Source organism: Emticicia oligotrophica DSM 17448, from assembly GCF_000263195.1.
Lineage (GTDB): Bacteria > Bacteroidota > Bacteroidia > Cytophagales > Spirosomataceae > Emticicia > Emticicia oligotrophica.
This window is the reverse complement of record NC_018748.1, coordinates 4,212,263-4,228,261: the sequence shown is the minus strand read 5'-3', so window position 1 is coordinate 4,228,261 and position 15,999 is coordinate 4,212,263. Positions and strand designations below refer to the sequence as shown.

Here is a 15,999-nt window from a genome sequence, read left to right as displayed (position 1 = left end):
AGTAGAATTTCTGTCTAATATGTATTTTTCAGAATATGTTAGATAATAATTAATAAAATTAGAATAAATCTACTCATACTTATTATCTTTCATTTAGAAAGAAAAATGCTTTTACGATGAAAAAATTATTAGCCAAATTTGATACCTCATTTATTGAAAGAAGTAGCCTAATGATGGGCAATATTCTAAATGCAGGATTAGGTTTCCTTACATTCGGTATATTGGCACGTGGGCTTTCAAAAGAAGACTTTGGTATTTGGGTATTGTATTTGAGCGTATTTGGATTTGTTGAAATGCTCCGTGCTGGTTCTATTTACCAAGCATTGGTAAAATATGTTGCATCGTGCCATGACAAAGTACAAGAACGAAGATTTATTCTAGGTGCATGGCAAATTAGCCTTTGGTTAACAGCAATTATTTTGTTGGTTATTTTCAGCGTAAAAGTATTATTTGAATCGTATTTTTTTATCAGATTTTCTGAGTTGTTGTTTATTCAGTATCCGGTCGTCATTTGCTTGATGTTACCCATCAACATGGCGACCATGATATTTCATTCTCGTCAGCAATTCATTAAATTGTGGTTTATAAACTTCTTACAAAGTGCTCCATTTTTAGCTGCATTATTTTTCTCGAAGAGCCTCGATTTGCAATTAGTTGTAAACATACACTTGTTAGTAAGAGCATTTATTGTAGTTTATACTGTTATTTTTGAGCGTGGCATTTGGGTAAATTTTAAATCCTTATTTTCAAATCCAAAGAAAACAGATAGTTCTTATAAAGAACTTCTCAATTTTAGTCGCTTTACTGTACTTTCACAAGTGGGTTCTAGTTTACTAAAAAATGTTGATATTTGGCTAATAAATCACTTTGCTGGTTCAAGCATGGTTGCTCTATATCAAATACCACTTAAACTAGTTGAGATTTTTGAAATTCCTTTGAGAAGCTGGGCAATGTCGGCCTACCCAAGATTTTCAAACTTAGTTGCACACCAAAAAATACTTGATTTGAAAAAAAACTTCATTAAAGAGCTGGGTTTATTTACTTTAGGAATTTTACCGATAATAGGAATATTATACTTATTTGCTGAAGAAGCCATTGTACTTTTTGCGGGTAAAGGGTATGCAGAAGCAACGGTTTTACTTAAATTATTTATGTTGTATGTATTATTACTACCAACTGACCGTTATCTTGGCATTACGCTTGATGCTCTCAATTTCCCACAAATAAATACAGTAAAAGTATTTGTAATGTTGTTTATCAATATCATTGGTGACTATTTAGTTCTTCATTTTGAATTAGGATTAATGGCTGTTATCGGAATAACTCTGCTAAATATTACTTTTGGCATTGTTATTGGCGTGTATTTCATGAAACAACAATTCAATGAAAAAAATATCATCGCCATTTCAAGCATCTAAAGGGTCTGAGCAACTCAAAAAACCCTTAAACCTTGGCTTGTTAATTTTATTTGGCATTTTCTTTTCACTAATTATTTCAAAATCAGGATTTACGGCTGGGATTGCTTTTGCGGCTTTGCCTTTCCTTTTTTTCTTTTTATACCAACTTTTCACCTACCCCAAATTAGGAATTTACAGCACCATATTCATGGGATTTATGGTTAATGGAATTCCTCGTTATGTGAGCGATGCTCCCGTTGGTCTTGCCATTGATGGAATTTTATTTTTAACATTTATTGCTCTTTTGGTAAAAAAACAGAAAATTGATTGGTCGGAAGCCAGCAGTGGACTTACCATAGTATCAATTATCTGGATGGGCTATAATGTATTAGAAATTTTTAATCCAGAAGCACGAAGTTTTGAAGCATGGTTTTATGCCATGAGAGGGGTCTCGCTTTACATGTTTTTAGCAGTACCTTTGACATTTGTGTTACTCAAAGAAAGGAAAGATTTAGACCTTTATCTTAACCTTTGGTTGATAATTTCAATAATTGGCTCAATTAATGGACTAAAACAAAATATAATAGGTGTTGACTCTTTTGAACAAGCTTGGCTTGATGCAGGTGCAGCTAAACAACACATACTTTTCGGTAAATTGAGAGTATTTTCATTTTATTCGGATGCAGGCCAGTTTGGTGCTTCACAAGCACATACTTTAGTTGTGGCTACCATTTTGGCATTACAAAGTGGACTTAGCTTAAAACGAAAAATATTTTACTTTACAGCTGCATTCCTTTCATTAATTGGCATGTTTATTTCTGGAACCCGAGGTGCGATGGCAGTACCTGCTATTGGTTTTATGACATATTTTTTCATGAGTAAAAACTTTAGAGTTTTTGGTGGAGGTGTATTGATTGGTGGTATTGTGTTTTATATATTAAAATTTACTTTTATTGGACAAAACGTTTATGCTATCAATCGAATGCGAACTGCCCTAGACCCTAACGATGCTTCTTTATTAGTAAGACTTGAAAATCAGAAAAAGCTAGCAAATTATTTAGCTTCAAGACCTTTTGGTGGAGGGGTGGGCTCTGCAGGAAGCTGGGGATTAAGGTTTAGTCCAAATAGTTTTCTTGCACAGACTCCTACCGATAGTTGGTTCGTTAGAATTTGGGCCGAGGAAGGAGCAGTTGGGCTAACTGTTCACCTAATTATCTTGTTTTATATTGCCATTCAAGGCGGTATCATTCTTTGGAACCTTCCTGACAAAAATTTACGGCAACAATTCCTTGCAATTCATGCTGGAACTTTAGGGATTTATGTAGCGAGTTATGGAAATGGTATTTTAGGACAAATGCCAACAGGAATTTTACTATATGTGGGTTGGGCTTTGATGTTTAAGGCAAAAAAAATCTGTGGATTAAGTTATCCATTTTCAAAACAGGCAAAAACTATACTTTAAAAATAACTTCATCATTCGGTACTCGAGTACGTGGTCCGTATATGCCTTCTGATTTACCAATTCCGCATGCTATAACCATACAAACTTCAGCACTTGCTGGTAAATTCAAAATTCTTTTAATTATTCGTTCATCAAAACCTTCCATTGGACAAGTATCATAATTTTCTGATTTCATGCTGAGCATAAAAGTCTGAGCGGCTAATGCACAAGTCTTATGCAGCGAAACCCTTTGGTCGGCATGCGTAATTAAATGAATAATTGGTTTTCCAATAATTGTGTGGTATGAAACAATAAGAAATCTAATAAGAGTAGCTATACCTAAAAAGTCGTTTGTATAAAACAATGGCATTAGTTTTTTGTAATAATTTAACGCTCTTTTGTCCTTAGATGTAATTTCTTTACCCACAAATTGTTTTTCCATATTTGCCAAATTCCAAGCAGCTCGTTTTTTCCATTTATCATGACGGGTAACAAACACAACTAATTCAGATGCTGTACGTGCGGCAGACTGATGCATACATGCACGTACAATTTTTTTCTTTTTTTCTTCGCTCGATATTTGGTAAAATTCCCAAAGCTGCATATTTGAGCTATTGGCCGAAAGTACGGACCTTTCTAAGCTTTTCGTAACTATTTGGCTATCAAAACCGGCATTTTCATCATATACTCTCACCGAACGGCGTGCTTTTAAAATTTGGTCGAAGTTCATTGAAGGTAGTTAGGGGTTTTATTGAAAATAATTTTTAAGTAAATAAAATAAAAAAGGCGAACATTTGTTCGCCTCAGATATTAAATTAAGTTTTTACCTTTTTCTATCGCCTTTTCAAGACCACTTGCATCGCTTCCTCCTGCGGTTGCAAAGAATGGCTGTCCTCCGCCTCCACCTTTCATTTCTTTGGCAAGTTCTTTGACAATATTTCCAGCATGAAGACCTTTTTCTTTCATTACTTCCTCATCAATGATTACAGCAATTTGAGGTTTCCCGTTGAATTCTGTACCAATTACAGCATACAAACGAGCAACTTTTGTTTTTAATTCATAACAAAGTTGTTTAAGTGCATCAGCTGAAGGTACAGTAACTTTAGCAGCAATTACATTGACACCATTAATATTTTCAGCATTTTGAGCAAGCTCATTCTTTAGTTCTTGTAATTTTTCATTCTCTAATGCCTCTAGTTTCTTTTGCAAAGTAGCTTTTTCAGCTAATAGATTTTCAACTGCCTTCACTAAATCAGTATTACGAAGCATCTCTTTTAATTGTGAACTTACCGCCAACTGCTCGTTGATTGAAGCAATTGCTGTACCACCCGTAAGTGCCTCAACACGGCGTACACCTGCAGAAACAGAGCCTTCAGAAATAAATTTAAAGATACCAATTTTTCCAGTTGACGAAACGTGAGTACCCCCACAAAGCTCTACAGAAAATTTAGGATCAAAGATAACTACTCGTACAAAATCACCATATTTTTCTCCAAAAGTAGCCGTTGCTCCTAATGCAATGGCATCGGCAATTGGCATATTAACTTTAGTTTCTAATGGAATATTTTCTTGGATTTTTGCGTTCACAATATCCTCAATTTTCCCTAATTCTTCATCAGTAACCTTTGCAAAATGTGAGAAGTCGAAACGAGTAATATTATCATCCTGATATGAACCTTTCTGTACAATATGTGTACCTAAAACCTGACGCATGGCTGCTAACATCAAGTGGGTAACTGTATGGTTAACTCGAATTTTATCTCGACGTGCCTCATCAATGTGGGCAACTACCGTACCTGCATTTTGTAAGATTACATCAAGATTATTATCAGTTGATATATGAATGAAAAGGTCATTTTCCTTTTTCGTATCCTTGATTTTAACTGAATGATTTCCAATAATAATATGACCAGTATCTCCAACTTGCCCACCCATTTCTGCATAAAAAGGAGTTCTATCAAGAACAATATGGTATTCTTCTCCTGCCTTTGTTTTTACCTTTCTATACTTAATAATTTGAGCTTCTGCCGAAACTTCGTCATAACCTACAAATTCAAAGTCAGAGCCTTCATTCAACTCAACCCAATCTGTTGCTTCTTTGGCAGAATCTTTTCTCGAACGGTCTTTTTGCTCTTGTAAGGCTTTTTGGAAGCCTTCTTCATCAATTTTGAAGCCTTTTTCACGGGCAATCAATGCAGTAAGGTCTGAAGGAAAACCAAAAGTATCAGAAAGCTCGAATACAACTTCACCAGAAATAACATCTTTTTTCTCAGCAGTTGCTTGTTCAATAATATCATCTAACTTTTTCAAGCCAGTTTCAAGCGTACGTAAGAAAGACTTTTCTTCTTCTTCAATGACACGTCCAACGAAATCTTGCTGTGCTTTTAATTCAGGGAATACTTCGGCAAATTGGTCAGCCAATACTGGAACAAGTTTTGTCATGAATGGCTCGTCGAAACCTAAATAAGAATAACCATAACGCACGGCACGACGTAAAATACGACGAATTACATAACCAGCTTTAGCATTTGATGGTAATTGTCCATCGGCAATAGTAAAGGCCACTGCACGAATGTGGTCAGCAATTACACGCATGGCTACATCTACGTAATTGTTGGTTGAAAGCGTACCATTTTCGCCATACTTTTTACCCGACATTTGCTCAATTACTTGAATTGTATTTTGGAAAACATCAGTATCATAATTTGATTTTTTACCTTGAATCGCCATACATAAACGTTCAAAGCCCATTCCTGTATCTACGTGTTTAGCTGGCAATAAAACTAATGATTTATCGGCTTTACGCTCAAATTGCATGAATACGTTATTCCAAATCTCAATTACTTGTGGGTGGTCTTTATTTACCAACTCTTTCCCACTAATCATATCAATTTCGGCTTGGTCACGCAAATCTATATGGATTTCTGAACATGGTCCACATGGACCAGTATCGCCCATTTCCCAAAAATTATCTTTCTTGTTTCCTAAAATAATACGGTTTTCATCGCCAATCAATTCTTTCCAAATATCAAACGCCTCTTGGTCAAATGGCACACCATCATCTTTACTTCCTTCGAATACTGAAACATAGATTCTTTCCTTGGGTAATTTATATACTTCTGTCAAAAGTTCCCACGACCATTCTAATGCTTCTTTCTTGAAATAATCTCCAAATGACCAATTTCCAAGCATTTCAAACATTGTATGATGGTAAGTATCAAAACCTACATCTTCTAAATCATTGTGTTTACCACTTACACGAAGACACTTTTGAGTATCGGCAATACGTTTTGAAGGAGGCGTACCATTTCCCAAGAAAAAGTCCTTAAATTGGGCCATTCCTGAGTTATTGAACATTAATGTTGGGTCATTCTTTGCAACTAAAGGTGCAGACGGAACTATTAAATGCTCTTTACTTTTGAAGAAATCTAAAAAAGCCTTACGTATTTCGTGAGAAGTCATCTTTGGTTATTGGTTACTTGTAAATTAGTTACTTTCAATGATTATCTGTTGAATTATTATAAACCCTTAGGAAAGGGATCAATCATTCTATTTTTTTGCAAAATTAGCTTAAAAAATGGATTATATTAATATTTTCTACTCAAAAACTCAAATTCTAAATCAATCCTCAAATTAACAGTATTAAAAACCTTTACTAAATAGTTTTGGTACGCTGCTTAAGTAAAGAGCATTTTATAGATTTGAGAAAAGTACAATTTAAAATAAAAAAAGAAACCTTCTATCAGTCAGAAAGTAATCTTAATTACTTTTCAACTTTCAGAAGGATTCTTTAAATTATCTACTACTGTTATTTAATATTATTTTTTACTTTTTGAGTATCTTAAATTTACTTTTTGGGTAATACGAGGACGAATTATTTTTTATAGATGTTTTCTGGTACTCTGTATCCAGTTTTATCTAAGTACCAATCTGGAAAATCAACTCCGTTACTTTCGGCCCATTTTCCAAAGTAATTATATCCTTTTAAGATTTCTGTTTTTTCGTAAGGATAATCAAAACTTACTGGAATATGAATTGCCCAAGGTAAATTTTTGAAGTTTTTGTAATAAATAGCTTTACTAGGGTTAGTACGGTCATCTAATGTTCCAAACAATTTAGTATTAGCCTTTTCAGTTGGCTTGTAATTAGGAAGGTGTACTTCTTTTCCACGATCTTTATTCACAACAATAAAAGGATTGTAAGGAGCTGCACCTAAAGTTGATGAAGCCACAGGCGAGGTAAGTTCGACAGTTACATTCATCGTATCACCTTGTGAATAGGGTTGTTTAGCTACTGTATTGATGAAATCTGCCCCTACCCTTTTAATTTTATCAAATGCATCATCAAATACCATAATTACTGCATTATTCGAACCAACTTCTGTTCCATTTGCTGAGGTAGAAATCAATCCATTTAGAAGTGATTGTCCACTTACTTTTTTAACTTTAGAAGGGTCGATTGGTAATTCGAAGCCCCATCCATTTCTAAAAGAAGCACCTACAGCTTTAATTACAGTTTTTAACTTGATATCTACTACTTCATTTTTCGCATTAGTGATTTCTTGGAATTGATAGTTTAGAACCAAGTCATTGAAATCATAATCACCTTTTGATGGCCATAAATCTTCATAAGCTAAAGTTCCGAAAGTTGACTTTGAAGGTGTATAAGAAGAGAATGCTCTATCTTTATCTTTAGGGAACTCGTCTCTTGTATCATTTACACCGTCACCATCGGTATCTGTTTCTTTTGTATCCATTGGAGGAATCGAAGGGTTTTCAATCGCTTTAACTGGATTAGAAGTTACATAGAATATAGCATCATTAAAGTCATTATCACATCCAATTGGCGTACTTTCTCTGCTCACATCTTCAACTGCCACCAACATTCTGTTTGATTTTGTATCATCAAGAACTACAAAGTGTCTTCTTAAATCAGAGTTTTTCTCAACGTTTAATTCCGAGTGGCTAAAGTGTGTGTAATATCCACTACCTACCTTCGCATCTTTGCCTTGAAAAGCATTTGCTAATAAGAAAAATCCAATTGCTTCACCTTTGTCAAAAGTACCTATTTTTACCTTACTTCCAGAAACTAATCCACCACCACTTCCAGGGAAAGAAACATTAGGGAAAACTAATTTGGCATTATCAACATCCTTAACTGTTTTAGGTGGTGCCTTTGGATCAAACTTGTAAAATCCTAATGAGTTCTGCCAACCAGCACCTTCGTGTACGAATGTAATCCATACCTCTGCTTTTTCGTTTAAAACAAGCGTAGTTGGTCTATCATTTTTCAAGTATTCTGGGTGAGTTCCTGTTAAAGGCTTACTTTCAGGTAAACTTGAGTTAATATCTTGCAAGAACTCAGTTGTAATTGTTTCATTAACTGGCTCTAAATATTCTGGAACACCTGATGAATTCCATTTACCCATAACTTCATATTCAAAACCATCAGAAGAAGTTGAAAAAGCTTCACGTGCGTTGCTGAAATTCGTCTCGTTTTCAACAAACATACTCGTTACTGGCTTACTACCACCAATTTTGAATGTTGCTTTTTGCGATTCAATATTTACAGTCAAGCTATTTGGAATACCAATCATATCAGTTTTGAATGACAGTTGTTTGATATGGTTTCCTAAATCTTTTGAAACTTCAACTAAGCCATTTTGGTCGGTCATACCTGTGAATATTACTTCTCCGTTTGGTTCAGTTACAATCGTAAATGGTATTGATTTTAATGGTTTATCAACGCCGTTTAAAATGGATACGCTAATTTTTACCTCTTTTGAGTTTTTGAAATCAAATGTTGCTGGAACATTTAATTTTTCAATAGCGTAATCTGAGCTCTGTGGATTCAAAGTGATTTCATCAGCTTTTGGAAGACAAGAACTCAATAAATAAATGGTAAAGATTGAGATGATTATGTTTTTCATTTATAGTGTTTGTTTACTGAATAGTATATATTCAATACCTATGCCAAAAAACATAAACAATTTATAATCAAACACTTAACCAATCAACACTTACCAGTTATTTCCATATTTTGGAATCAATAAAATAATTTGGAAAAGGCAATAAATAAATCGAAAGTAGAATAAATAACAAAAGCAGCACTGAGGCTGCTTTTAATAAATAATCAACGCACTTTAACTTAATATTTTCTGTAACCAAAATTTCTATTTATAATTTCCTTTTAAATTCCAAATTAATGCATCAGCATACATTTTTAATAGAAGGAATTTCCTTTGTAATAAAAACTTAAAAATATCTCTTATGGCCACCATTGATAAATAACCTAATGAAAACCATTTGATTAAACCTTTTCTCCACTTTCGTGCTAATAAAATTCTGTTGCGTGTCTTATAATAAACCTGCAAAGCACTTTGTTTACCTACACTAATTGATTCTTTATGTAAAACCAGCGATTTTGGAACAAAATAAATCAAATAACCTTTTTCTCTGATTTTCATACACCAATCTATCTCCTCATAATAGAGGAAAAATTCTTCTGGCATTAATCCTGCTTCTTTTACAGCCTCAGCTCTTACCATCATTGCAGCACCATGAGCTAAATTAGTTGGAGCAATCTCATCGTATTGACCCATATCTTTTACACCATAACCGATAGCAAAGCTTTGAATTTTATAGGGGTGTAAATCGGAAGAACCCGCATACTGAATGATTTCTGGATGATAGAAATAATGAAGTTTTGAAGAACAAATACCAACTTTGCTATTATTTTCCATTACTTCAACTAAAGGTTCTAAGAAATCTTCCTTTACTTCGGTATCATTATTTAACAACATTAAATATTTACCATTAGCTTGTGTAATAGCCAAGTTGTTTCCACCTGCAAAACCTAAGTTTTTCTTACTTTCGATTACTTTCACCTCAGGATAGTCAGCATTTAACCTAGCCTTCAAAGCTCCATCAGAAAAATTATCTACAACCCAAATTTCAATATTTTTATATGAAATCTTTTTTAATGAGTTCAATAATTCACAAGTAACATCGGGTTGCTTGAAATTTACAGTTATAATAGAAACTAATGGAGTATTCATTGATGACTTGATTTAATTTCTTCACAAACCTTTTGGAGGGTTTCTGTTACAAGTGAAATCAGTTTTTTTGTTTCAGGAAGCTCTTTGTCACTTTTACCCAAAATCTCAAGCTGTCTAATCGGCTGTTTCAATGAGGTAATTTGAAGCATATCAATTGAAGCTTTTATTTTATGTGCTAAAAGGCCAATTTGTTTCCAATTACATTTGGCAGTAAAATCAATAAATTGTTCAATTGCCTCTTCAGATTGCTTCATGAATAATAATTCCATTTGCTTTATCTGTGCTGAATCACCTTTCATTAGCTGCTCTAAATTACTATTACTATAAAGCATTTCTGAAACATCGGCTATTACTTTTGGCGTACTAGTTAATGTGTAATTGATAGTAGTATTACTTATATGCTTCACTAATTTTGCTAGCAATTCATCAGCTACAAAGGGTTTACCGATATAATCGTTCATGCCTACCCTTGTAAAATGGTCGATTTCCTCTTCAATCATTAATGCCGTTAATGCAATAATTGGAATTTTAGGACTTTCAGCTCTAATCAATTTCGTAGCCTGAAAACCATCCATCTCTGGCATCTGAATATCCATCAGAATACAATCGTAGTACTTTGAACGGAACTTTTCTACTCCTTCACGTCCATTATGTGCAATTTCGACTTTCATTCCCCAACCTTCTAAAAGCTTTTGAGCAAAAAATTGGTTCATTGCATTATCTTCTACTAAAAGAATCTTTTTACCGATAAGCGAATTACTAGATAAATGGCTTTGTTTAATCTCATCCAATGGCTCTTGGCTAATAGGAAATCCTATTACGAAGGTAAAAGTAGAACCTTTTCCAAGCTCACTTTTAACTCGAAGATCTCCGCCCATTATTTCAATTAATTGTTTAGAAATACTTAAACCAAGGCCTGTACCACCATATTTACGACTAATACTTGAATCTTCTTGAGTAAAACTTTCAAAAATTAATTTTAAATTTTCAGGTGCAATTCCTTTGCCTGTATCAGAAATAACAAATTCAACCACTAAAGCATTATTCATTTTAGTGACCAAACGGGCTTCGATTGTAATCCTACCAATTTCAGTAAACTTAATAGCATTACTCACCAAATTCAATAATACTTGACTTAAACGGATTGAATCTCCTGTAACTGTAGTATTTAATTTTTCGTCAAACTTCAAAAACAAACCAATTCCTTTCTGTTCCGCTTTAAATTCATTACTACTAATAATATTCTGTAAGGTCTTTTTTAAGTTGAATGGAATTTTTTGTAAAGTCATTTTACCAGTTTCGATCTTAGAAAAGTCTAGGATTGAATTGATAATTCCTTGAAGATTTTCGGCAGAAATTTGAACCGTACTTATGTAGTCGGTTTGTAGTTGTGTAAGATGCGTTTTCTGAATCAAGTTCATCATTCCTAAAATCGCATTTAATGGCGTACGAATTTCATGACTCACCACTGCGAGAAACTCTTGCTTGACTCTACTTGCTTCTTCAGCTTTTTCTTTGGCTTCTTGTAAGCGAGCCTCATAATTTTTTCTATCCGTAATATCAGATTCTATTGCAATAAAATTAGTCAGAATACCCTCATTGTCATATATTGGCTGAATTGAAAGCTCAACCCAATATTTCTCACCAGTTTTAGAGTAATTTAAAATTTCAGTTCTGAAGCTATTTCTTAATTTGATTTGTTCTGAAATATATTTACGGGTTTCGATGTTTGTTTCCTGTCCCTGTAGTACTTCTCCTGGTGTTTTTCCCTTGACTTCGTTAAGGAAATAACCAGTAATTCTTGAAAAACCTTGATTTACCCATTCTATCTTTCCTTGTGCATCGGTAATCACGATTGCATTATCGGTTTTTTCGGCAACAACAGCCAATTTCTTTAATTCTTCTTGATAACGAATCTTTTGCTTGGTTTCTTCAATAACACGGTTGTGTAATAGACTAGATTGGAGAGAAATTGCAAACTTTTTAATTACTTTGGCGGCTTTTTTTGAGTCACCTTCGGTGAAAGCATTCTTAGAGGCGTTATTTTGACTAAAATAAAATTTGATGAACCCTAATTGAGGCAGTGGGATTATCCAATAAATACCTTCATGAATATTTTGCTCAGTATTTATTTCGTGGAAAAGTGGTGTGCCTGATTTTACCAAGACACCACCAGTTCCATCAAGTAGACTCATTAAATAGTGGTTAAGTGTAATTTCCCTGAGGTTAGTACTAAACTCTGGATTTGCATAGATTAAAGTATGATTGTCTGGATTAGGCTTATTCAAGTGTTCATTTTTTATCCAAATTGAACCAAAATCAATATTTTTTTGCCTCATCCAAACATTTAGGAAATTCGCACAATTATCCCTTAAGTCTAATGAATTACCTATAGAAAGTGATAATTCATAGAGTAGTGAAATTTCATGTGCTACATCTATTTTAGTTCCTAAGTTAATCATTTGTATATACTGCTTGCAACGATTGTTTTATTGTAAAAATCAACAAAACCTGTACCCGAAGAGGCAATTTCACCAAGTGTAGATACTCCTCTTATTTTACATAGTTTATCACTGTAAACATCTTTCATTGCTTTTAGCTCTTCGGTAAACTGATCTTCTAAATACATTACTCGGGTTATACAGTCAAATACCATTAAGCAAGCGGCAGATCCTTCATCCTGAAAAGTCTGATTTGCAACCTCAGAGGCTGCATCGATTAATTTTTCAGGGTCACCAGTTAAGATTTGCAAAGTTGAATTTTCAGGAACCTCTGAAATGCAAATAATTTCGTTATTTTCATTAATTGCTATTGGGTCACGAACAACAAACTCAGCTCCTTCCTTGTAAATCCCAAATGGAAATATTTTAGCAATGTCAATAAATTGTGATTCAGAGAATTTATTATTTGAATTTGACTCAATTACTTCTTTGTAAACTTCAAAAGCAGGTCTCCAGTTTAATTCTTTTATAATATTTTTTTCAGTTGATGTAGCAATGAAGGGTCCTGCAAATACTTCCCAACCATGTTTTACGCCAATTTTACTATTGCTACTCAATAAAATGAGTAAAGCACCGTCGTCAAACATTCCTTCATTAGTAAAAATACAAGGTTTCTGTTCAAAACTCATGAATCCAGCTCCACCACCAACAAGATTAATTTTGCTATTCAGTAAACCGTAAACTTTTTTTAATAATAAATCTGTTTCAGCAACCATCGCATCCATTAGCAGGATGGCAGTTTTAATTCCTTCTAAATTTTCAATCCTTCGAAAAGATGAGTCGTCCTTCATTGAAAATTTGACAACTTGCTCAACATTCGGAATAGAAATCAAAACAAATCCTTCGTAGTAATTTTCGGTGTTGTGAATAAGGGTTGGATAAATTCCACCAAAAAACTTTAAATTATTGTCATTGAGAAGAGCTATCAGTTGATTTGCTTCGTGAGCAGTTTTTTCTGCCATGAATACAAGTACATAATTGTTACTCAATTTTAGATTTTCAATCGAATCTTGAGTTAAATCTGCTATGCTTTCGAAGTACATGATATTAGACGTTATGGTGAATTAAAATAGTGCATAAAACATACCAAATATGTAAAACACTGATAATCAACACCCAATAGCAAAGTTAATTCCAAAAAATGGATGAGATTCCAAATTTAAGAAAAAAAACATTCAACAGCAAAATAAATATCATTTTATCAAGAACGAATTGCCTTTTCCCAAACAACTTTTTGTTGATTGTTTAAAAAACGCTTAAACCCTGCCAATGCCGAATAATTCATTAATGAAAAATAATAAGGCACGTACAAAACTTTAACTTTCTTGCCAGCACGTTCAAAATAGAAACCTAATATAGCCATTGAATAGAATAAAATCTGTCCAAAGAGCAAAATTTTATAAATTTCATTATATTCAAAAAGTGAAATATTTAAACCAAGAATTAAAATCAAGGCAAATGGCACTGCAACCCATCTTAAAACTCGGTGCGAAATATATTGAAAAGTAAGCAATCCATTTTTAAATGGATTTAATAACTTAGGCATTCTGACGACTGATTGAAATCCCCCAGCACAAATTCTGATTTTTCTTTTGAGTTCTTCTGAACTATTTAATGACGCAGTTTCAGTAGCAAAAGCATTAGGCTCGTAGGCAGTCACATATCCTTTTTGACAAATTCTTAACGATAATACAAAATCATCTAATAAAGTATCTGCTTCTAATTCCTCAAAAAGACTAGTTCTAATTGCATAAAGTTCACCTGCAGCTCCAACGGTAGAATAGAGTTCTGAATCTAATCTCTTCAAAAAGCCTTCATACTTCCAATAGATGCCCTCTCCCACCTCAGCTGTTTTTCCGGTTGTTTTCATAATTCTTTTTTCACCTGCAACAACACCAACTTTCTCATCTTCAAAATGCTTAACAATTTCTCTCACAGCATCAGCATTTAGCATCGCATTAGCATCAGAATAAATTGTAATTGGTGTACTGACAAGTGGCATCACTCTATTTATAGCAGCCATTTTACCACTTCTACCATCCTTGTGATAAAGTGTAATGGCAGAATTTTTTGATATAATTTCAGCAGTTCTATCAGTTGAACCATCCGTCACAAATGCAATCTTCAACTTCTCTTTTGGATAGTTTAAAGATAAAGAATTTTCGATTTTTGCTTCAATACAATCTTCTTCATTATAGGCAGCAATTAGCAAGGTAACTTCTGGTAGAAAGTTTGGATTGTAAGATTTGCTCTTAACGAATAATCGTTTAATTTTAACCATTATCCAAATCAAAATTCCGTAGCCGATGTAGGCATAAAAAGTTAATCCAATTAACAGCCAAAAAATAATTTCAATAGTATTCATCTTTTTATTACAGCGATTTAATTGATTCTGAATTAAGAACAGCACGATAAAAATTGATAGTCTTTTCGGCTGTACTTTCCCATGAAAAAGCCTTCGCCCGATTTAAACCTTTGTTTTTTAAATCATTATACAGACTATCACTTCCTAAAACCTTCCTAATTGCTTGAGTAATTGAAGATGTATCCATTGGATTTATTAACACAGCTGCGTCATCGGCTACTTCAGGCATTGCACTGGTATTTGATGTAATTACTGGTGTTCCGCAAGCCATTGCTTCAATGATTGGAATTCCGAAGCTTTCTCGCAAAGAAGGGTATAAAAATAACTTAGCCAAGTTATAGATAAATGGTAACTCGGCATGCTTAACATAACCTGTCAGTATAATATTTGAAGATAAATCTTTTCGATTAATTTCATTGAGGAGGTTCATTAAATCAGTTTGAGAACTTTCAGCTACAACTAATTTTATTGGATTTTCAGTTGAATCAACATATTGAGCGTAAGCTTCTAGGACTCTTTTCATATTTTTCTTAGGGGCTTGATTACCTAAGAAAAAAATAAATTCCTGTGGGAGTGAATATTTGACTCTTACTTTATCTAATTCCTGCTGTTCGTCAATTACTCTAAACTGCTGATTATAAGCATTATAAACAACTTGTATTCTATCAAAATTTACACCAAGTGCCTTTTGAATTTGTATTTTTTCAAATTCAGATACTGTAAAAATAAATTTTGCTTTGGGAGCAATTTTCGGCACATTCCATCTTCTATAAAAGTGTCCTGCAATTTGGTATAAAGACCCTTGTGAAAGAAACTTCTCTAAATAAATAATGTCATGAAGCGTAAGTACAAACGGACAGCTAATTTTTACAGAAGCAGTATTTGAAGTAAAATGCATTAAATCTATTTTCTCTTGCTCAATTGCCTTAGGAAGTGATACCTGCTCCCAATCAACATAGGTCTTGCCTTCAACTTCAACCACTTTTAAGTTATCACTTGATTTTAAGCATATATCAGTATCTGGTTTTACAAAAACCACATACTGATTTTCCTTATCTATCTTATGAATTGCTCTGATTAGTTCAAGTGCATAAATGTCCATGCCATGCTTTTTCGGGCGAAAAATTCTTTGTGCTTCAATTCCTATAATCATTGCAGAAGAAGGTTTGCTAACCTTTCAGAAATTTAAGATAAGTTAACCAAATACAGTTTCAATTATTTCTTTCGTATGCCCCTAC

At 33.5% G+C, this 15,999-nt stretch carries 10 protein-coding genes; 2 read left to right on the top strand and 8 right to left on the bottom strand.

Annotated elements, in window-relative coordinates; translation table 11 throughout:
- The first annotated feature begins 116 nt into the window (after positions 1-116).
- Positions 117-1,418, top strand: a complete 1,302-nt coding sequence (locus tag EMTOL_RS17545; RefSeq protein ID WP_015030659.1) for a lipopolysaccharide biosynthesis protein — start codon at positions 117-119, stop codon at positions 1,416-1,418.
- The gene (locus EMTOL_RS17540) at positions 1,384-2,859 is read left to right on the top strand and encodes an O-antigen ligase family protein (protein ID WP_015030658.1); all 1,476 of its coding nucleotides are present in this window, start codon (positions 1,384-1,386) and stop codon (positions 2,857-2,859) included. The genes EMTOL_RS17545 and EMTOL_RS17540 overlap by 35 nt, the downstream gene beginning before the upstream one ends.
- Here EMTOL_RS17540 and EMTOL_RS17535 read toward each other — a convergent pair.
- The 8 genes from EMTOL_RS17535 to EMTOL_RS17500 form a co-directional block, all read right to left on the bottom strand.
- A complete protein-coding gene (locus EMTOL_RS17535; protein ID WP_015030657.1) occupies positions 2,849-3,568 on the bottom strand; it encodes a nitroreductase family protein in 720 nt (239 codons plus the stop codon). The genes EMTOL_RS17540 and EMTOL_RS17535 overlap by 11 nt on opposite strands.
- Positions 3,569-3,648: 80 nt before the next feature.
- Positions 3,649-6,300 carry an alanine--tRNA ligase gene (gene alaS, locus EMTOL_RS17530; protein WP_015030656.1) on the bottom strand — a complete coding sequence of 884 codons (2,652 nt, stop codon included), beginning with the start codon at positions 6,298-6,300 and terminating at the stop codon, positions 3,649-3,651.
- Between the two features lie 412 nt (positions 6,301-6,712).
- Positions 6,713-8,767, bottom strand: a complete 2,055-nt coding sequence (locus tag EMTOL_RS17525; RefSeq protein WP_015030655.1) for an LruC domain-containing protein — start codon at positions 8,765-8,767, stop codon at positions 6,713-6,715.
- Positions 8,768-9,010: 243 nt separating this feature from the next.
- Positions 9,011-9,895, bottom strand: a complete 885-nt coding sequence (locus tag EMTOL_RS17520; protein WP_015030654.1) for a glycosyltransferase family 2 protein — start codon at positions 9,893-9,895, stop codon at positions 9,011-9,013.
- Positions 9,892-12,357, bottom strand: coding sequence for a PAS domain-containing hybrid sensor histidine kinase/response regulator (locus EMTOL_RS21940; protein ID WP_015030653.1), 2,466 nt, complete (start codon positions 12,355-12,357; stop codon positions 9,892-9,894). The genes EMTOL_RS17520 and EMTOL_RS21940 overlap by 4 nt, the downstream gene beginning before the upstream one ends.
- Entirely contained in the window at positions 12,354-13,439 is a 1,086-nt protein-coding gene (locus EMTOL_RS17510; RefSeq protein WP_015030652.1) for an FIST signal transduction protein, read from the bottom strand. The genes EMTOL_RS21940 and EMTOL_RS17510 overlap by 4 nt, the downstream gene beginning before the upstream one ends.
- Before the next feature lie 158 nt (positions 13,440-13,597).
- A complete protein-coding gene (locus tag EMTOL_RS17505) occupies positions 13,598-14,761 on the bottom strand; it encodes a glycosyltransferase family 2 protein (protein WP_015030651.1) in 1,164 nt (387 codons plus the stop codon).
- A 7-nt stretch (positions 14,762-14,768) separates the two neighbouring features.
- The gene (locus tag EMTOL_RS17500) at positions 14,769-15,914 is read right to left on the bottom strand and encodes a glycosyltransferase family 4 protein (RefSeq protein ID WP_015030650.1); all 1,146 of its coding nucleotides are present in this window, start codon (positions 15,912-15,914) and stop codon (positions 14,769-14,771) included.
- Positions 15,915-15,999 lie beyond the last annotated feature (85 nt).